Origin of the sequence: Serratia marcescens (genome assembly GCF_001902635.1) — a bacterium.
Taxonomy (GTDB): domain Bacteria; phylum Pseudomonadota; class Gammaproteobacteria; order Enterobacterales; family Enterobacteriaceae; genus Serratia; species Serratia marcescens_F.
Map to the genome: position 1 here is coordinate 63780 of NZ_MJAO01000013.1, position 18619 is coordinate 82398.

Consider the following 18619-nt stretch of genomic DNA (forward strand, 5'->3'; position numbering starts at 1 on the left):
AACTTCGCCCATTAGCCGATTGGTAGCATATTACACTGGATTATTGTGACCGTTCGCCGGCCCACACCACCATCACCTTATCGTCGCCGAGCCGGCGGCTGAAGGCGTAGTAGCCGGTGTGCGGTTGCGGGGTTTGCACGCCGCCGCCGATCGCCGGGTGGCGAGCGCGGAACTGCCCCAGCCGCTGCCAGTGAGCCAGCAGCGAGGCTTTTTCCCCCTGCATCTCACGCCAGTTCATATCGGAGCGGGTGCCCTGCAGCGGATCGGAACCGGTCGGGCCGAGCGGGCGCCCGCTTTCATCGCCGTAGTAAATCTGCACCGCGCCCGGCGCCAGCAACAGCAGGTTCGCCGCCCGCTGTTGCAGCGGCAGCGAGCCTTTGGCATCGCTGGCGAAGAACAGCCGGGTGTCGTGCGAAGAGAGGTAGCTCAGCACGTTGAAATCCTGCAGCCGCTCGGCCATCTGCCGGTAGGTGGCGTCGATGTCGGCGAAGCAGCCCAGCGCCTGCGCCGCCTGGTCCTGGAAATCGAAGTTGATCATCGCGTCGAAGCCGTTTTGGTAATAGTCGCTTTTCATCACCCCGTGTCCCCAGGCTTCGCCGGTCATCCAGAATGGCGCGTCATCCAACGCCTGCTGCGGATGCTCCGCTTTCCACGCTGCCAATGCCGCCGTTGCGCGTTGTTTTAACAGCGCCAGCGTCGGTTTTTCCACGTGTTTGGCGGTATCGACGCGGAAACCGTCGATGCCGTAATCGCGCACCCACTGGCTGAGCCAGACGGTCAGGTAATCGCGGGTGGTGGCGCCGGGAATGTCGCGCGCGGCGGTGTCGGGTTTGTGGCGGTAGAACAGCGGCAGGCCGCTGGCGCCGGGTGCTTCGGTTTTGATGTCCGGCAGGAAGGCCAGCGACATCGTCAGGTCGTCATAGCCCGGCGCGTCATAGTCACCGATGTCGGTGCGGATCCAGTTTTTCCCCCACCATTGGCGCCAGCCCGTCTTATCGCTGAAGTTGATGTAGTCGTTGAAGCTGTGCCAGTTTTGCCCCGGCTTGGGGCGCCAGTCGCTCCAGTTTTTTCCCAGGGTTTTCTCCACCTCCGCGCCCTGCAGATACAGCGAGCCGAAGTGGAACGTCTGCATATCCGCCAGCGTGGCGTAACCGACGTGGTTCACCACCACGTCGAACAGAATGCGAATGCCGCGCCGATGTGCCTGTTCGACCAGCGTGCGCAGCTCCTGTTCGGTGCCCATGTTGGCGTCGAGGCGGGTCCAGTCCAGCGCGTAATAACCGTGATAGGCGTAGTGTGGGAAGTCGCCTTTGGTGCCGCCGCCGACCCAGCCGTGGATCTGCTCCAGCGGCGAGCTGATCCACAAGGCGTTGACGCCGAGCTGTTGCAGATAATCCAGTTTTTGCGTCAGACCGGCCAGATCGCCGCCGTGAAATGTGCCGATTTCCTGCAGGCCGTCGTTGCGGCGCCCGTAGCTGTGGTCATTGGCCGGATTGCCGTTCTCAAAGCGATCGGTCAGCACGAAGTAGACCGTGGCATTATGCCAGCTGAACGCTGCCGGTTTTATCGTGGCGGCGGATTCCAGCAGCAACAAGCCGCCGCTGGCGGCGGCGGGCTGCAGCGTGATTTTACCCTGCCTCACCAGTGCCGTTTGGCCGGAATAGAAATCGCGCAGCGTTTCGCCTTCGGCGAAGGTGGAGGCGACGTCGACCGTCACCGGTTTGCCGTCCCAGCGCGGGCAGCTGCGGACGGCAACGGCTGCGCTGTCCGGCGCGCTGTTCAGGCTGAGCTGCAGTGTCGGTGTGCCGCTGCGGGTGTCGATGCGCACCTGATAGTCGCCGGCGCGGAACTGGCGCCAGCTGACCGGCGGATTGTCTCCGCAGGGCTGCAGCGACAGCGTCTGATTCAGCTTCGCCGCCTCGGCCGGCTGCCAGCATTGGTTATCCTGAGACAGCCGCAGCGGCAGCTGGCCTTTGGGCAACGCGGCCTGGCTGGTGAACAACCCGGCGGCGGTTTCGTCGAAGGTCGGGAAGCCCGGCAGCGTCCAGCCGGCCAGCGCCGAAGGCGACAGCAGCATCAACAAGGGCAGGGGTAACAGTTTCATGGCTCTCCTTACGCGCGGCAGGAAGCGTTTTTGTCGTAGGGTAGCGCCCAGTGTGGCAAACGATGAAAAAACGGCCTCCTCCCTGCGGGGGTTTTTCGGGGAGGAGAGGAAGGGCGGAGCGTTTTCGGATTGATTCGGCTTGGCTTTGCGCGCGCGCTGCGGCAGATTAAACGATGAACATCAAAGGAGGTTAGCGATGACGGACAAAAACTGGCGAGAAGAGATCGTTCAGGCAATTCAGGATGCCGAATTGCAGCACTTCGCCGAAGAACATCAACTGCAGGCGCTGTTCGCGCCGCAGCAGGAAGATCAACACGGCCGGTTATCCGCAGACCACCGGCCCCGGTAAGTTATTTCCGCAACAGCTGTGGATTGACGCAGTTTTCTGTCACCGTGCCGGTCAAGGCGGCGATCAGATTATCCACCGCGCAGGCGGCCATGCCGTAACGCGTTTCATGAGTGGCGGAGCCGATGTGCGGCAGCGCCACCACGTTCGGCATGCTGAGCAGCGGCGAGTTGGCCGGCAGCGGCTCTTTCTCGAACACATCCAACCCGGCGGCGTGGATCACGCCGTTTTGCAGCGCGTCGATCAGCGCCTGCTCATCCACCACTGGCCCGCGGCCGGCGTTGATCAGAATGCCGCTTTTCTTCATTTTTGCCAGCTGATCGCGGCCGATCATGTGAAAGGTTTGTTCGGTCAGCGGCAGCGTGATGCAAACGAAATCCGACTCGGCCAGCAAAGTGTCCAGATCGCAGCGGCGGGCGTTGAAGCGCTGTTCCGCCTCTTCGTGCGTGCGGCGGGCGTTGTACAGCACCGGCATGCCGAAGCCGAAATGCGCGCGCTGCGCCAGCGCCAGGCCGATACGCCCCATGCCGAGGATGCCGATGGTTTTATGGTGTACGTCGATGCCAAACCAGTCCGGGCCGATGCTGCCGCGCCATTCGCCGGCCTTGACCCGTTCCGCCACTTCCACCACCCGGCGTGCGGTCGTCAGCACCAGGCTCATGATGGTGTCGGCGACGGTTTCGGTCAGGACTGTCGGGGTGTGCATCAGCAGCACGTTATGGGCGTTGAGCGCCTCGACGTCGAAGTTGTCGTAGCCGACGGAAACAGTTGAGGCCGCGCGCAGTTTGGGCGCCTGCTGCAGGAAAGCCTCGTCGATTTTGCCGCCGGAACCGATGATCCCTTCGGCCTGCAGCAGCGCCTGGCGCAGTTCGTCGCGGTTCTCCGGCTGCAGGCCGTTGAAGGCGTGTACGGTGAAGTGCTGTTCCAGACGTTCACGCAGGTCGGCGGGCAGGCTTTTGTACAATACGATAGAAGGCTTCATCACGAACTCCAGCGAGGCCAAAGGGGGCCTGGCGCCCCCTCGGGTAGGGTTAACAGAGAAAAAGTATAACGGGATCACGCCAACTGCGGCTGGATCTCGCTGCGGGCGGGTTTGACGATCAGCGTCAGCACCACCGCCACCACCAATGCGATGGCCATAAACATGTAAGAAGCTGCCGGGCTGCCGGTGGCGCCATTCAGATAACCGACGAACCAGGAACCGAAGAACGAGCCCAGCGCACCCATGCTGTTGATCAGCGCCATGGCGCCGCCGGCAACGTTTTTCGGCAGCATTTCCGGAATGATGGCGAAGAACGGCCCGTAAGGGGCGTACATGGCGGCGCCGGCGACCACCAGCAGGCCGTAGGAGATCCAGAAATGGTTGGTGCCGACGGCGTAAGAGCCGAAGAACGCCAGCGCGCCGATCAGCAGCAGCGGCCAGACGAACAGCTTGCGGTTTTGCATTTTGTCCGACGCCCAGGAGACCACGATCATGGCGATGGTCGCCGCCAGATAAGGCACCGCCGACAGCCAGCCGGCTTCCACCATACCCATCTGCATGCCGCTGCGCAGGATGGAAGGCAGCCACAGCACGAAGCCGTACACACCAATGCTCCAGGCGAAGTACTGCACGCACAGCAGGATCACGTTGCGTGAGCGGAAGGCTTCGCCGTAGTTGCGCACCGCCTTGATGCCTTTCTGCTCTTCGTCCAGCTGCTGTTGCAGCGCCCGCTTCTCATCGGCGCTCAGCCAGCCGGCCTGCGTCGGTTTGTCTTTCGCCAGCACCCACCAGCAGAACGCCCAGATGACCGCCGGAATGCCCTCGATGATGAACATTTCGCGCCAGCCGAAGGCGTGGATCAGGTAGCCGGACACCACCGACATCCACAGCACCGTCACCGGGTTGCCGAGGATCAGGAAGGTATTGGCGCGTGACCGTTCCGATTTGGTGAACCAGTTGCTGATGTAGATCAACATCGCCGGCATCACCGCCGCTTCTACCACGCCGAGGATAAAGCGGATGGCGGCCAGCATCGGGATATTGCTGACCACGCCGGTCAGCGAGGCGCAGCCGCCCCACAGGATCAGGCACCAGAAGATCAGCTTTTTGACGCTGCGGCGTTCGGCGTAGATGGCGCCGGGAATTTGGAAGAAGAAATAACCGAGGAAAAACAGCGCGCCCAGCAGCGAGGCCATGCCTTTGGTGATGCCGAGATCTTCATTGATGCCGGCGGCGGAGGCGAAGCTGAAGTTGGCGCGATCGAGATAGGCCAGGCTGTAGGTGATAAACACGATGGGCATGATGTACCACCAGCGTTTGGCCGCGACAGTCGCTTTGTTCATGTTCAGTATCCTTCAGTGGTGTTGCATCCCCTTCGTTCGGCCCACTGGGCGTGAAAGACGAAGGGTCAGGTGCTCTCCCGACGCATCCCGGTTGTAGGGCCAGAGGCTGACGTCATGCGGAGAAGTCGTATTTTTTTATTATTATTCGGCCAGCGCCGCTCGGGTCGGCAGGCCTTCGCTGTCGCCGATGGCCTGGATCGCCAGCGAACCGATTTTGTTGCCGCGCTGCACTGCCTGTATCAGCGTTTTACCTTCCAGCAGAGCGCTGAGGGTGCCGACGGCAAAGCCGTCACCGGCACCGACGGTATCCACCACGTTGTCGACCTTGACCGCGGCCACCGCGGCCTTATCGCCGGCGGCGGTTTTAAACCAGGCGCCGTCCGGGCCGGTTTTGATGATCACCGCCTGCACGCCGCGCTCCAGATAGAAATCGGCGATGCCTTCCGGCGTCGATTGGCCGGTGAGGATCTGCCCTTCTTTCAACCCCGGCAGCACCCAGTCGGCAGCGAACGCCAGCTGGTTCAGCTGCTCGATCATCACCTCGCGGCTGGGCCACAGCACCGGGCGCAGGTTGGGATCGAACGAAATGGTTTTGCCCATGGCGCGCATCTCGCGCGCCGCATGGTGGCACAGCGCCAGCGACTGGCTGGACAGCGCCGCCGCCACGCCGCTCAGGTGCAGGTGGCGTGCGGAGCCGAAATACTCAGGGTTGAAATCGGCGACCGACAGGTGGCTGGCCGCCGAGCCTTTGCGGAAGTATTCCACGCTGGGATCGGTACCATCGGTGGTTTTGGATTTCACCTGAAAACCGGTGGGATAGTGGCCGTCGACCGTCACTTGCCGGTAGTTGATGCCTTCCTTTTTCAGCTGTTGCAGGGTGAAGCGGCCGAACGAGTCGTTGCCGACGCGGCTAACCCAGCCAACGTTCATGCCCAGACGCGCTAGGCCGATCGCCACGTTCAGTTCGGCCCCGGCGATGCGTTTGGTGAAGGTTTCCACCTCCGCCAAATCGCCGGATTGCGCCGCCACGAACATCGCCATGGCTTCGCCCAGCGTGACCACATCCAGGAGCGCCTGCTGCGCCGTCGTTGCCGTTAACGTTGTCATCATGGGGTTACTCCGCACGCAAAATATTGACGTAATGACGGGTGACGGCTTCCAGATCATCGCCCTGCAACGGGAATTCGATACCGCGCGGCGCGTTGTGCGGCAGGCGGGCCAGCAGATCGCGCCAGCTGCCGTCGGTGTCGTCCAACGCAACGGCGCGCCAGCCGCGTGGGCCTTGCGTGGCGGCTTTGACGTGCACGTAACCGACGTGGCGGGCCAGGCGTTCGGCGGCGGCGAAGGCGTCTTGCCCCACCCACAGCCAGTTGGCCATATCGAAGGTCATGCTGACCGGCAAGTGGCTATCTTCCGCGGCGTGGAAAAAGGCGTTCAGCATCGACAAAATACCGCAGTCCGGTGTTTGGTCATTTTCCACCACCAATTTGACCGGATGCTGCTCCAGCGCGACTTTCAGCTCGGTAAAATCGAAGCCGGGGCGGAAATGGCCGAGGGACAGTTTCAGCTGGCGCGCGTTCAGCGCCTGTGCTTCCGCCAGCAGCGCCGGCAGGTTGGGGTTCAGCGTATGTTGCGGGGTGAACAGCGCCTCAGGGGCGGAGTAGACGGCGAACAGCTGTTGGCGATCGATCTCCTGCGCCAGCGCCGGCAGGCTGTCCAGTTCGCCGGCGGCGAACAGTTCGCGGCGGATCTCCACCCCGTCGGCGCCGGCACCGGCGATGATGGGCAACAGCGCGCGCTGGCCGCCGTGTTGTTTGACGGTATCGGTGCCGTAGGCGCCGGTGACCACGATGATTTCTGTTTTCATTTTGACTCCTGAGGCGGCATTGTCGCCGCCGCTGCTGTTACCGGTACGTTAAATGGAACCGGTTCCAGCGAAAAGCGACAGAGTGTAAAAATATGATCGCAATCACGAAGCTGAGCAAAAAACAGCCGATGTGGCGCGGGGGCGGTTAGCGGCCCCCGGAGAAGGCGGGTTAGCGGGTGGTGGAGCCGCGGACGATCAGCTCGCCGGAGAACATCTGCTCGCCGCTGGGGGCGGCCAGGCCCTGAATGCGCTGCACCAGCCGTTCCAGCGCCGCGTGCCCCATTTGGTAGGTGGGCTGCTTCAGCGTAGTGATACCGACGCCCGCCAGCTCAGCCCACTCCAACTCGTCGAAGCCCAGCAGGCCGATGTCGTTGCCCCACTGAATGCCGAGCCGGCGCATGGCGCGCGCCACCTGCAACGTCAGAGCGCCGTTGGCAGAGATCACCGCCTTGCGCATGCCGCGATGGCGGCCGCTGAAATCGCTTAGCACCTGTTCCAGCTTTTGCCGATCGTTGAGCGGTATTTCGGCCTGCTCCGCCAACAGCGTGGGGTGCTGCGCCATGGTGTGCCGGAAGGCGTGCAGGCGTTCCAGGCGGGTATTGACCGTACCGAGCGGCTCGCTGAGGAACAGGATCGCTTCAAAGCCTTGTTGCAGCAGGTGTTCGGTGGCGACGGTGGCGGCTTCGCGGTTGTTCAGGCCCACCACGTCGCAGGCGAAGTCGGGGATCTTGCGGTCGATCAGCACCATCGGCAGCATCGACTGTTGCAGCGTAGACAGCGCTTCCTCGCGCATGCCGACCGCGTTGACCACGATGCCCTCCACCCGGTAACTGCTGAGCAGCTGCAGGTAGTGCTGTTCCTGATTGACTTCGTTGTTGGTGTTACACACCAGCAGGGTAAAGCCGTGTTGGCGGCAGGCGGCCTCGATGCCGCGCATCACGTCCACCGAATAGGGGTTGGTGATATCGGCGAGGATCAGGCCGATCAGCCGGGTCTGGCCGCCCTTCAGGCTGCGCGCCATCTGGCTTGGCCGGTAGTCGAGCTGCTGGATCGCCTGTTCGATGCGCTGTTTGAGATCGTCGGAAAGCAGGTGCTGTTCACCATTCAGATAGCGCGACACGCTGGTCTTGCCGGTTTTGGCGATGCTCGCCACATCGCTGATGGTGGCGCGTCCTGAGGTGCGCGTTGCCTTGACAGTGCTCACAGCCTTTCTCTCCCGCGGTTAATTGCCAAGGAGACTACCATACCCGATGCGCGGGCGGGAATGCTGAGGGTAAGGAGAACGTCGGGAGGAAGCTGCGGGGCGCCGGTCGCGCCCCGCAGGGAATTACTGCAGCGGGCTGAGGGTGATCTCGACACGGCGGTTTTGCGCCTTGCCTTCCGCGGTGCTGTTGGAAGCGATCGGGTTGTCCGGGCCGGCACCGGTGGTGCGGATGCGGTTCGCCGCCACGCCTTGGGTGATCAGTGCGCTGGCTACGCCGTCGGCGCGCTGTTGCGACAGGTTCATGTTGAGCGAACGGGAGCCGGTGCTGTCGGTGTAACCGACGACGTTGACCGCGGTTTTCGGATACTCTTTCAGCACCATGGCGACGCCGGTCAGGGTGTTGGCGCCCGCCGGTTTCAGCGTGGCGCTGCTGCTGTCGAAGGTCACGTTGTTCGGCATGTTCAGCACGATGTTGTCGCCCTGGCGGGTGACGCTGACGCCGGTGCCTTTCATCTTGTCGCGCAGTTTGGCTTCCTGCACGTCCATGTAATAGCCTACGCCGCCGCCGAGGGCCGCACCGGCCGCTGCGCCGATCAGCGCGCCCTTGCCGCGATCTTTCTTGGAAGAGGACAGCACGCCGACGCCGGCACCCAATGCGGCGCCGAGGCCCGCGCCGATGCCGGATTTGCCGGCTTCGGATTCGCCGGTGTAAGGGTTAGTGGTACAGGCCGACAGCGCGAGCGTGACGCTCACTGCGCCGGCAATAATTGCAATGCGTTTTTTCATGTTCTTGTCCTTAATGGCATCAGAATCTGTACGCGCCAGCCCAAAACGGGGACGCAAAAAAGTGGATGACGCAGGGGGCCCGCGTCGCCGCGCTACTATGACGCGTTGACTCGTCGGCAGTTCCGGAGAAAAACGTGACAAATGATGAGCGCGGGGCGGTGCTGGGGGAGTTATGCGACAAAACGCCGGGCGGCGCCATGCAGCGGATTCCTAATTGTGCGCATCCGGGGTGCGGATGCGCCTTTTTTAACCGTAACTGGCTGAGTTTTCGATTGCCGGCCAGTTCATGATCAGCGTATAGGCCTGGGTTTCGTCGTTGAACAGGCGCTGCGTCACCTGAAAACCGTGCTTGTGGTAAAACGCGCAGGCGCGCAGGTTTCGCTGATAAACCTCCAGACTGAGGCTGTGGTAACGCTGCTGCGCGTGCGTCATCAGCGCCTGGGCGACGCCGCGGCCGTGAAACGCCTGCTCGACAAACAACGCGCCGATGAACTGCTCGTCCAGCACGCTGATAAAGCCGACGATCTCGCCTTCATGCCAACAGGCCCAGCTTTGCGCGCGCGGCAGGTAGTTCTCCCGCACCAGCACGGCACTTTCCCGCCAGTATTTTTCCGCCACGAACGGGTGGGCGGCGATGGTGCTCGGCAGCCACAGCGCCATCAGACGCTCGATATCCGCCGGGCCGCAGGGGCGGATCACCGAGGCTTTGGGTAGCACATGCACCCCGTCAGATGATCGTTCACCAGCCCGCTGGCCTGCATGAAGGCGTAACAGATGGTGGAGCCGATAAACTTGAAGCCGCGCTTTTTCAGCGCCTTGGACATGGCGTCGGACTGCTCGGTTTTGGCCGGCACCTGGTTCAGCGCCTGCCAGCGATTGAGCTGCGGCCGGCCGCCGACGAAGTCCCAAATGAAGGCGACGAAATCTTCACCGGCCGCTTCCATCGCCAGATAGGCTTTGGCGTTGGTGATGATGGCTTCTATCTTGCCGCGGTGGCGGATGATGCCGCTGTCCTGCAGCAAGTGTTCCACGTCTTGTTCCGTCATGGCGGCGACTCGCTGCGGATCGAAATGATGGAAAGCGCGGCGGTAGTTCTCGCGCTTTTTCAGTACGGTGATCCAGGAGAGGCCGGCCTGCTGCCCTTCAAGACACAGCATTTCAAACAGCTCGCGCGCGTCGGTGGTGGGCGCGCCCCATTCCCTGTCGTGATACTCCAGATACAACGGATCGGCCGTCACCCAACCACAACGTTCGTCTGCCATCCTGATCGTCCTTATGCTGTGTTTATGAACAGTAATCATCGCTCGAAGCAGCGGACTTGGCAAGTCTCTGATTGTTTTATCATCAGCCCGCTTGACGTGGCGAAAAAGCCGACAATAGTTACTACATGGCCGGTGGAAAGCAGGCCAACCATAAAAACGACATCGCCTTCATTTGCAGGCTCTCAGGAGTCGATTCATGCCTCTAAAAATAACGTGCATGCCCCGCCCGGCGGCGCTTGCAGTGGCGTTACTCTGCAGTGTGACAATTCCGGCTCAGGCGTATGATCAGCTCTACGTCTTTGGCGACAGCTTGAGCGATACCGGCAACAACGGCCGGTTCACCTATGATGGCAGCCAGCACCTGTTGTACGACGAAGTATTGGCGCAACGCATCGGTGCGGCGCTGGTGGCTTCGGACAACGGCGGTGAAAACTACGCTGCCGGCGGTGCAGTGGCGGTGCCTGGACTGAATCCGGTCGACAACACCCAGGATCAGGTGCAGCGCTATCTGAACCGGGTCAACGGCCAGGCCGACGGCGATGGCCTGTATATTCACTGGATTGGTGGCAACGATCTGGCGGCGGCGGCGCTGAATGCCGCCACCGCGCCCGGCGTAGCCTATAACAGCGCCGCGGCGGCCGCCGCGCAGGTACATTCGTTGCTGAATGCCGGCGCCGGTACGGTGATCGTGCCGACGGTACCGAACATCGGTTCCACGCCGCAGCTGATGGAACTGATCATCCAACAGGCGCTGTCGCCGGTGCAGGGCGCGGCGATCCAGGCGGCCTACGCCACGCTCAATTCGGTGACTACCCCGGATACCGCTGCGCGTACGCAGGCGATCCATGCGGCGTTGACCGCCGCGGCGAAACAGGGCAGCGCCGTTCCGCAGGTGCAGCAGGCGATCGCCGCCCAGCTCATCGCGGCGTATGACAGCCTGAGCGCGCAAGCCGCTCAGCTGACCGATTTCTATAACCAAAGCGAAGACCGTTTGCTGGCGCAGGGCGGCGGGAATATCGTGCGGGCGGACGTCAACAAACTGTTCGCAGAAGCGATCGCCAATCCGGCGCAGTTCGGCTTTGCCAATACCGCGGGCATGGCTTGCCCGCCCGGCGTTTCTTCGGCGGTCTGCCGTTCCGACATGCCCGGCTTCGACGCCAGCCAGTCTTACCTGTTCTCCGACCATTTCCACCCCAGCCCGCAGGCCCACCTGCTGATCGCGGATTATATTCAGGCGGTGTTGGATGGTCCGGCGCAGGCGGTGGCGCTGAATCAGGCGACGGCGGCGATGGCGCGCGACAGCCGCGCCACGCTCGACAGCCGTTTCCAGCAGCTGCGCAACGGCGACAACCCGCAGGGATCGCTGGGCGTGTTCGGCGGTTACGCCGGCCAACACTACGATTATGCCGACAACCGGGCGGCGGGGGACGGTAACGCCACCACCCACAACCTGACCGTCGGCGTGGATTATCAACTGACCGACCGTTGGTTGATCGGTGCGCTGATCGCCGGCTCCAACGACGACCAGCACCCTTCCAGCCGTTATGACTACAAGGCGCGCGGGCTGCTGCTCTCGGCCTTTACCTCGCTGGCGATATTTGATCGCGGCTGGGTCAATGCCGATCTGCACTATGGGACGATGAAGTATGACGACATTCGCCGCAGCATGCGGCTGGGGCCGTTGACCCGTACCGAAACCGGCAGCACAGACGGCAAGCAGTGGGGCGCGCGCGTGACCGCCGGCTATGACTTCCCGATCACCTCCTACCTGACCACCGGGCCGGTGGCGCAGTTCGCCTGGGATTACAGCAACGTTTCCGGTTACAGCGAAGATGGCGACGACAGCACTGCCATGCGCTTCAACGATCAAACCTACCACTCGCAGATTGGCGCGTTGGGTTGGCGGCTGAATACGCAATTCGGCGTGTTCAATCCTTATGCGGAAGTGAGCTATCAGCATCAGTTCGGCGACGATGTCTATCGCGCCGGCGGCGGCCTGAAATCGACACAAACCTCGTTTACCCGCGACAGTGCGGGCCAGGATAAAAACTGGGTGGACGTTACGTTGGGGGCCAACATGCCGCTGACCGATCGGGTGTCGGCCTTTGCCACCGTCTCGCAAACCGGCGGGCTGAGCAGCGGCGAACAGTTTATGTATAACGTCGGCGTCAGCGCGCGTTTTTGAGCGATGATCGGCTCGGCGTGAGGGGATTACGGTGGGGTGGCATGGGGGCGTGGCGCTGTTCGTGGGGGAAACTGTACTTTAGTACAACTATCATTTGTCGCTAAAAGTTCTTATCGTTGTCGCATAACGATAAAATACAGCGCCACAAAAAAAAACTGATCCTATAAAGGATCAGGTAGCCACTTGGCCAACACCAGGGAAAATTTTGGTTATTATTGTATAACAAAATCTTCACTGTCAATGGCTTTTTCCCTTCGCCCTCGGGTGCGGGGATGTTTCGCATGTCTGTCTGGCCTCCCTTCCTCCTTTCCTCAATAGCATGTTTCTTGCCCGATTCAGTATATGATACGGGGCTGTGACGATTTTGTTGGGTTAATGTTTCATGCTGATGCGTCACTGGCGCCCGGTGAATTATTTAAATAAAAAATTAACCCCTGAAATTGTTTAAATCTCATATTGAAAACGGACGGTGATTATTAATGCACCCCATTATGATGGCCAGGTTAATTTACTTGGCGACATAACCGGGTTATACTGATCTCTATTTTTAAAGTATAGGTCTGTTTTTAAAGAGGATTGATGCGTGTCTAACTTTTTTTTCAATAATGAAACCATTAATGCCTCTATAAAAGAAGAGCTGGAACGCAATTTAAGCAGGTACAGTAATATAAAATATGCCTATGCTATAATGAATAAAAGAAATCCGGCCAGCTTTTCCATTATTTCTAACAGGACGGAGTGGTTCGAGTTTTATATAAAGAACAACTATCACTTTATTGATCCCGTCCTGATTACGGCGTCACATAGAATTACTCCGTTTACCTGGGACAAAGATTTAATGATTGGCGCCGGATTAAAGTTGCCAAAGATTTTTGATATGGCCAAGAACTATAACATTATTAATGGCTATACTTTTGTCTTGCACGACCATCATCATAATTTAGTGGTGCTATCCATTATGTTGGATAAGCATTGCGATGCGGATATTGAGCAGCAGATTGATAATAATAAAGCCGAAATCCAAATGCTGTTAATTACCATACATGGAAAGCTGACGGCGCTTTATCAGGAAATGAGCACGCCTGCCGACTTCGAAAAGATGAACCAGCGGGAGTTTTTCTCCAAGCGTGAGAATGAAATCATTTACTGGGCAAGCTTGGGGAAATCCTATCAAGAGATCGCGCTTATCTTGGGGATAAAGCTCACCACAGTAAAATATCATATGGGTAACGCGGTCAAAAAGCTGGGCGTCACCAATGCCAAACATGCCATCAGGCTAGGCGTGGAGTTGCAGCTCATCCGGCCGATTCTCGCCGACGCGGAAGGATAACGGCCAGGAATCCAGCGGCTTATCCCACCGAGGGGCGCGTTGGTTGATGCGTTCGAGCAGCCGGTTTCGGTTGTCATCGTCTATAGGCATGTAAACCAGATGGATGTTCTTATTCTTTTCGGAACATCCTGTTTTCACCACCGAAATATTCCAGCCGGAGCGTTGGAAAATGACCCGCATCGGGTGACTGATAATGGCGTAAATGCCTTCGTAGCCGCAGTTTCTCGCATAATTGATCATCGAAAGAAAAAGCATTGCGCTGACCGGCGTTTGATGAAGCTGCAGTGCTTGCATACGCGCCTTATCAATAAATAATCTGCTGGCTTCAACATAATTTCCTTCGGGAAGGCTGATGCCGTCGAAGTAACTATCGAATGCGCCACCGCTGATCATATTGGGGTGCTTGGTTTCTATAAATCGCAGGCTACAAATAACTTGCTCTTGGTAGGTGCCGAAAATATACGTTGCGTGACGATTGTCGTATTCGTCAAACTCCATATTATTTTCGCAATTGACGATCCAGTCTAGACGATCTTTAAACGTTTTTTTTCTCAGAGAGAATAACTCTTTCGATCTGTTATCTGGCAGCAAATTATAGTCTACATCAAAGAGCTCTATCATTTTCAATCTTTTCCCTAATCGACTTCAATGGTTTTTTTAGCTGCTGGCTGTTGTGTGTGATTATTTATACTATCAGAGTCACCATGGCAAGTAAATTTCAGTTGGCGACGTTTCGGTGGGAATAAATTAAATGTATAACACTAAGTTATGTTTTTTTTCATTCTATTCACTTATTTGAACGTTGTTCAACACCATCGCCGCCGTTTGGTTGAACTGAGGTCTGTCAACAGGGGGATAGGCACGTGCAGGATAGGCTGTGGCGTTTCTTTTGCGCAGTCCGGTCCCTGCGATGGCCACGCCGGCGGCTCAACGGAAGAGCCTGCAGAATTTTGCGGTGCCGGCCCCGCGCGTTTCTTCCGCGCCCGGCGCGTGAAAATCCAGCGCTTCTCACCCGATTCGCACTTGTTGCCGGATTCTGGCTGTATATCTTACGGTCAACGGGTATACTGGCGCATTCCATCTAAATCCACTTGTATCGCGTGCGAATTCAACATGCAAAAGTTTGATACCAAGACCTTCCAGGGCCTGATCCTGACACTGCAGGACTATTGGGCGCGCCAGGGCTGCACCATCGTTCAACCATTGGACATGGAAGTCGGCGCGGGAACCTCACACCCGATGACGTGCCTGCGCGCGCTGGGGCCGGAGCCGATGGCTGCCGCCTATGTACAGCCATCCCGCCGCCCGACCGACGGTCGTTACGGCGAAAACCCGAACCGTCTGCAGCATTACTACCAGTTCCAGGTGGTGATTAAGCCATCGCCGGACAACATTCAGGAACTCTACCTGGGCTCGTTGAAAGAGCTGGGTCTGGATCCGACCATTCACGACATCCGCTTCGTGGAAGACAACTGGGAAAACCCGACGCTCGGCGCCTGGGGCCTGGGCTGGGAAGTGTGGCTGAACGGCATGGAAGTGACGCAGTTCACCTACTTCCAGCAGGTCGGCGGCCTGGAGTGCAAGCCGGTGACCGGCGAGATCACTTACGGTCTGGAACGTCTGGCGATGTACATCCAGGGCGTGGACAGCGTGTACGATCTGGTGTGGAGCAACGGCCCGCTGGGCGTCACCACCTACGGCGACGTGTTCCACCAGAACGAAGTGGAGCAGTCCACCTATAACTTCGAATACGCCGACGTCGACTTCCTGTTCTCCTGCTTCGAGCAGTACGAGAAAGAAGCCCAATCGCTGCTGGCGCTGGAAAAACCGCTGCCGCTGCCGGCTTACGAGCGCATCCTGAAGGCGGGCCATACCTTCAACCTGCTGGACGCGCGCAAGGCGATTTCGGTGACCGAGCGTCAACGCTACATTCTGCGCATCCGCACGCTGACCAAAGCCGTTGCCGAAGCCTACTACGCTTCCCGCGAAGCGCTGGGCTTCCCGATGTGCAACAAGAAGAACGAGAACTAAGAGGCAGCCATGACTCAACAGACTTTCCTGGTGGAAATCGGCACGGAAGAGCTGCCGCCGAAGGCTCTTCGTTCCCTGGCGGAATCTTTCGCCGCCAACTTCACCGCCGAGCTGGACAACGCCGGCCTGGAACACGGTGACGTGAGCTGGTTCGCCGCACCGCGCCGCCTGGCGCTGAAAGTGGCTAACCTGAGCGCGGCGCAGGCCGATCGCGAAATTGAAAAACGCGGCCCGGCGATCGCCCAAGCGTTCGACGCCGAAGGTAAACCGAGCAAAGCGGCCGAAGGCTGGGCGCGCGGCTGCGGCATCACCGTCGACCAGGCCGAACGCCTGGTGACCGACAAGGGCGAGTGGTTGATGTACCGCGCCCACGTCAAAGGCCAGTCGGCGCAGCAACTGCTGTCCGGCATGGTCAGCACTGCGCTCGGCAAGCTGCCGATCCCGAAACTGATGCGTTGGGGTGACTCCGACGTGCAGTTCGTGCGTCCGGTGCACACCGTGACGATGCTGCTGGGTGCCGATCTGATCCCGGGCACCGTGCTGGGCATCGAATCCGCGCGTACCGTGCGTGGCCACCGCTTCATGGGCGAAGCCGAGTTCATCCTCGACAACGCCGACCAATACCCGCAGATCCTGCTGGAGCGCGGCAAAGTGGTCGCTGACTATGAAGCGCGTAAAGCCCTCATCAAGCGTGACGCCGAACTGGCGGCCGCGAAAATTGGCGGTAAGGCCGATCTGAGCGAGAGCCTGCTGGAAGAAGTGGCCTCTCTGGTGGAATGGCCGGTGGTGCTGACGGCCAAATTCGAAGAGAAATTCCTGGCGGTGCCGGCGGAAGCGCTGGTGTACACCATGAAGGGCGACCAGAAGTATTTCCCGGTGTACGACGCTGCGGGCAAACTGCTGCCGAACTTTATCTTCGTGGCCAACATCGAGTCGAAAGACCCGCAGCAGATCATCTCCGGTAACGAGAAGGTGGTGCGTCCGCGCCTGGCCGACGCCGAGTTCTTCTTCAACACCGACCGCAAGAAGCGCCTGGAAGACAATCTGCCGCGCCTGGAAACCGTGCTGTTCCAACAGCAGCTGGGCACCCTGCGCGACAAAACCGATCGCATTCAGGCGCTGGCGGGCTGGGTTGCCGGTCAGATCGGCGCCGACGTCAACCACGCCACCCGCGCGGGCCTGCTGTCGAAGTGCGACCTGATGACCAATATGGTGTTCGAATTCACCGACACCCAGGGCGTGATGGGCATGCACTATGCGCGCCACGACGGTGAGGCGGAAGACGTCGCCGTTGCGCTGAACGAGCAGTATCAGCCGCGCTATGCCGGCGATGCGCTGCCGCAGTCGCTGGTGGCCTGTTCGCTGGCGATCGCCGACAAGATGGACACCCTGGCCGGCATTTTCGGCATCGGGCAGCATCCGAAAGGCGATAAAGACCCGTTCGCGCTGCGCCGCGCCGCGTTGGGCGTGCTGCGCATCATCGTCGAGAAAAACCTGCCGCTGGATCTGCAGACCCTGACCGAAGAGGCCGTGCGCCTGTACGGCAGCAAGCTGACCAACGCCAAGGTGGTCGACGAGGTGGTGGAATTCATGCTGGGCCGATTCCGCGCCTGGTATCAGGAAGAAGGCCACGCGGTCGACACCATTCAGGCGGTGCTGGCGCGTCGTCCGACCAAGCCGGCCGACTTCGACGCGCGCGTCAAGGCGGTGTCCCACTTCCGCACGCTGGAAGCGGCGGCGGCGCTGGCTGCGGCCAACAAGCGCGTCTCCAACATCTTGGCCAAGTCTACCGACACGTTGAACGACAGCGTGCGCGCCTCGGTGCTGAAAGACGCGGCGGAGATCCAGCTGGCGACCCATCTGGTGGTGCTGCGCGACAAGCTGCAACCGTACTTCGCGGCGGGCAACTACCAGGAAGCGCTGGTGGAGCTGGCTGCGCTGCGCGAGCCGGTGGATGCGTTCTTCGACAACGTGATGGTCATGGCGGACGATGCGGAAGTGCGCGTGAACCGTCTGACGCTGCTGAGCAAGCTGCGTGAACTGTTCCTGCAGGTGGCGGATATCTCCGTGCTGCAGTAAGCGGTTCTCTGCTGTGAAAAGGCGCCTGCGGGCGCCTTTTTTATTTCCGTTTCCTGGGGGTGACTGGGGGTAATTGAAGCGCCCGGTCGCCGACGGCAATGAGCCTCAGTGCGTTTTGCGCACGATTTTCAACCGCATCCGGTCGAGACAATGTTCACCGCAAGCGGAATCGCGTATCGGAACGCCGCCAGTTGATCTATTCTTATAGGCGCACGGAGTGCGGAAAAAGGGGCGGAGTCCAATGAAAAAGCAGGTTTATAACAGGAGTTATGTCACATGGCGGTAGGGATCCAGAGCAGAGGTTTCGCGCGTTGGTTGGCACCGGTATTGGCATTGTTGGTGGTCATGCAATTGACCGCCTGCGGCGATAAAGAGCCGGAACAGCGCAAAGCATTTATTGATTACTTACAGAATACCGTGATGCGCAGCGGGGTTAGCATTCCCACGCTGAGCGAAGATCAGAAACAGAAGTTCGGCAACTATGCCGGTGATTATGCGATTTTGGTCGGTTTTTCCCAGCAACTGTCCAAGTCGGTTGGCGCCAGCCTGACGCCGGCGCTGGATCAGATTAACCAGATCCGCACCGCACAGGACTACCTGAATAAACGCGACGCGCTGCAGCAATCGGTCGGGGCGTTGAACCTGCTGGGCCAGCAGGTCCAGTCCGCCAAATCGCAGGCGGATACCGCCCGTGCGGCGCTGAAGCTGCCCGACGATCTGAAGGCGGTGTACAACCAGGCCTATGACAAGATCGTCACCGCACCGGCCAATGCCTTGATGCCGGCGATCCCGACCACCGCCAGCTTCGTGCAGGATCTGGTGCAGGTTGGCGATTTCCTGCAGAGCCAGGGCAATCAGGTCAGCTTTAACAACAACGGCGTGCAGTTCCGCACCGCGCAGCAGGTGGCGCAATACAACACCATGATGTCGAATCTGGTGGCCAAACAGCAAAACCTGCTAAATGCGCAGAAAACCATTCAAAGCGTGACGCAATAACGCGCCCCCGCACGAAACAGGCCGGCATTGCCGGCCTGTTTTATTTCCCCTCAGCGTTTCCAATAGCTTGCTGCTTTATTGCTCAGGCTTCTGTACTACACTTC

Annotated in this window: 16 protein-coding genes; 6 read left to right on the forward strand and 10 right to left on the reverse strand. The window is 59.7% G+C overall.

All coding sequences use genetic code 11. The features are described 5' to 3' along the window. Positions 1–40: 40 nt before the first annotated feature. On the reverse strand, positions 41–2104 hold the full coding sequence (locus BHU62_RS14405; protein WP_073532611.1) for an alpha-amylase: 2064 nt from the start codon (positions 2102–2104) through the stop codon (positions 41–43). 196 nt (positions 2105–2300) lie between these two features. Between BHU62_RS14405 and BHU62_RS25255 the strand changes: the two genes are divergently transcribed. Beyond that, a complete protein-coding gene (locus BHU62_RS25255) occupies positions 2301–2453 on the forward strand; it encodes a hypothetical protein (RefSeq protein ID WP_171971322.1) in 153 nt (50 codons plus the stop codon). Between the two features lies 1 nt (position 2454). On the opposite strand, the gene ghrB is transcribed toward BHU62_RS25255, so the two are convergent. The 8 genes from ghrB to BHU62_RS14445 all read right to left on the reverse strand — a co-directional run bounded on the left by ghrB (position 2455) and on the right by BHU62_RS14445 (position 9894). Beyond that, positions 2455–3432 (reverse strand): glyoxylate/hydroxypyruvate reductase GhrB, encoded by a 978-nt coding sequence (gene ghrB, locus BHU62_RS14410; protein WP_073532612.1) that lies wholly within the window; start codon positions 3430–3432, stop codon positions 2455–2457. A 74-nt stretch (positions 3433–3506) separates the two neighbouring features. Further along, positions 3507–4775, reverse strand: a complete 1269-nt coding sequence (locus BHU62_RS14415; RefSeq protein ID WP_073532613.1) for an MFS transporter — start codon at positions 4773–4775, stop codon at positions 3507–3509. Between the two features lie 141 nt (positions 4776–4916). Next, positions 4917–5882: a sugar kinase gene (locus tag BHU62_RS14420; protein WP_073532678.1), complete on the reverse strand. Its 966-nt coding sequence runs from the start codon at positions 5880–5882 to the stop codon at positions 4917–4919. 7 nt (positions 5883–5889) lie between these two features. Beyond that, complete coding sequence (locus BHU62_RS14425) at positions 5890–6642, reverse strand: sugar phosphate isomerase/epimerase family protein (RefSeq protein WP_073532614.1); 753 nt, start codon at positions 6640–6642, stop codon at positions 5890–5892. Positions 6643–6811: 169 nt separating this feature from the next. Further along, positions 6812–7846 carry a LacI family DNA-binding transcriptional regulator gene (locus BHU62_RS14430; RefSeq protein WP_073532615.1) on the reverse strand — a complete coding sequence of 345 codons (1035 nt, stop codon included), beginning with the start codon at positions 7844–7846 and terminating at the stop codon, positions 6812–6814. A gap of 123 nt (positions 7847–7969) precedes the next feature. Beyond that, complete coding sequence (locus BHU62_RS14435; RefSeq protein WP_073532616.1) at positions 7970–8632, reverse strand: OmpA family lipoprotein; 663 nt, start codon at positions 8630–8632, stop codon at positions 7970–7972. Positions 8633–8878: 246 nt separating this feature from the next. Further along, positions 8879–9331, reverse strand: a complete 453-nt coding sequence (locus BHU62_RS14440) for an N-acetyltransferase (protein ID WP_073532617.1) — start codon at positions 9329–9331, stop codon at positions 8879–8881. Beyond that, entirely contained in the window at positions 9328–9894 is a 567-nt protein-coding gene (locus BHU62_RS14445) for a DNA-3-methyladenine glycosylase I (protein WP_073532618.1), read from the reverse strand. Before BHU62_RS14445 ends, BHU62_RS14440 begins: the two co-directional genes overlap by 4 nt. A gap of 196 nt (positions 9895–10090) precedes the next feature. Between BHU62_RS14445 and BHU62_RS14450 the strand changes: the two genes are divergently transcribed. Then, positions 10091–12079, forward strand: a complete 1989-nt coding sequence (locus tag BHU62_RS14450) for an autotransporter outer membrane beta-barrel domain-containing protein (RefSeq protein ID WP_073532619.1) — start codon at positions 10091–10093, stop codon at positions 12077–12079. Positions 12080–12662: 583 nt separating this feature from the next. Beyond that, on the forward strand, positions 12663–13409 hold the full coding sequence (locus BHU62_RS14455; protein ID WP_073532620.1) for a helix-turn-helix transcriptional regulator: 747 nt from the start codon (positions 12663–12665) through the stop codon (positions 13407–13409). Here the strand turns inward: BHU62_RS14455 and BHU62_RS14460 are convergent. After that, positions 13356–14030 (reverse strand): acyl-homoserine-lactone synthase, encoded by a 675-nt coding sequence (locus tag BHU62_RS14460; RefSeq protein ID WP_073532621.1) that lies wholly within the window; start codon positions 14028–14030, stop codon positions 13356–13358. The genes BHU62_RS14455 and BHU62_RS14460 overlap by 54 nt on opposite strands. Positions 14031–14522: 492 nt before the next feature. Between BHU62_RS14460 and glyQ the strand changes: the two genes are divergently transcribed. The 3 genes from glyQ (at position 14523) to BHU62_RS14475 (ending at position 18515) form a co-directional block, all read left to right on the forward strand. After that, positions 14523–15440 carry a glycine--tRNA ligase subunit alpha gene (gene glyQ, locus BHU62_RS14465; RefSeq protein ID WP_004933966.1) on the forward strand — a complete coding sequence of 306 codons (918 nt, stop codon included), beginning with the start codon at positions 14523–14525 and terminating at the stop codon, positions 15438–15440. A 9-nt stretch (positions 15441–15449) separates the two neighbouring features. Then, positions 15450–17519 carry a glycine--tRNA ligase subunit beta gene (gene glyS / locus BHU62_RS14470; RefSeq protein ID WP_073532622.1) on the forward strand — a complete coding sequence of 690 codons (2070 nt, stop codon included), beginning with the start codon at positions 15450–15452 and terminating at the stop codon, positions 17517–17519. Positions 17520–17795: 276 nt separating this feature from the next. Beyond that, the gene (locus BHU62_RS14475; RefSeq protein ID WP_073532623.1) at positions 17796–18515 is read left to right on the forward strand and encodes a DUF3053 domain-containing protein; all 720 of its coding nucleotides are present in this window, start codon (positions 17796–17798) and stop codon (positions 18513–18515) included. Positions 18516–18619: the final 104 nt, after the last annotated feature.

Excerpts from the sequence above, each read along its gene's own strand:
- BHU62_RS14405 (WP_073532611.1), bottom strand. The coding sequence starts at position 2,104 with ATGAAACTGTTACCCCTGCCCTTGTTGATGCTGCTGTCGCCTTCGGCG.
- BHU62_RS25255 (WP_171971322.1), top strand. The coding sequence starts at position 2,301 with ATGACGGACAAAAACTGGCGAGAAGAGATCGTTCAGGCAATTCAGGAT.
- ghrB (WP_073532612.1), bottom strand. The coding sequence starts at position 3,432 with ATGAAGCCTTCTATCGTATTGTACAAAAGCCTGCCCGCCGACCTGCGT.
- BHU62_RS14415 (WP_073532613.1), bottom strand. The coding sequence starts at position 4,775 with ATGAACAAAGCGACTGTCGCGGCCAAACGCTGGTGGTACATCATGCCC.
- BHU62_RS14420 (WP_073532678.1), bottom strand. The coding sequence starts at position 5,882 with ATGACAACGTTAACGGCAACGACGGCGCAGCAGGCGCTCCTGGATGTG.
- BHU62_RS14425 (WP_073532614.1), bottom strand. The coding sequence starts at position 6,642 with ATGAAAACAGAAATCATCGTGGTCACCGGCGCCTACGGCACCGATACC.
- BHU62_RS14435 (WP_073532616.1), bottom strand. The coding sequence starts at position 8,632 with ATGAAAAAACGCATTGCAATTATTGCCGGCGCAGTGAGCGTCACGCTC.
- BHU62_RS14445 (WP_073532618.1), bottom strand. The coding sequence starts at position 9,894 with ATGGCAGACGAACGTTGTGGTTGGGTGACGGCCGATCCGTTGTATCTG.
- BHU62_RS14450 (WP_073532619.1), top strand. The coding sequence starts at position 10,091 with ATGCCTCTAAAAATAACGTGCATGCCCCGCCCGGCGGCGCTTGCAGTG.
- BHU62_RS14460 (WP_073532621.1), bottom strand. The coding sequence starts at position 14,030 with ATGATAGAGCTCTTTGATGTAGACTATAATTTGCTGCCAGATAACAGA.
- glyQ (WP_004933966.1), top strand. The coding sequence starts at position 14,523 with ATGCAAAAGTTTGATACCAAGACCTTCCAGGGCCTGATCCTGACACTG.
- glyS (WP_073532622.1), top strand. The coding sequence starts at position 15,450 with ATGACTCAACAGACTTTCCTGGTGGAAATCGGCACGGAAGAGCTGCCG.
- BHU62_RS14475 (WP_073532623.1), top strand. The coding sequence starts at position 17,796 with ATGGCGGTAGGGATCCAGAGCAGAGGTTTCGCGCGTTGGTTGGCACCG.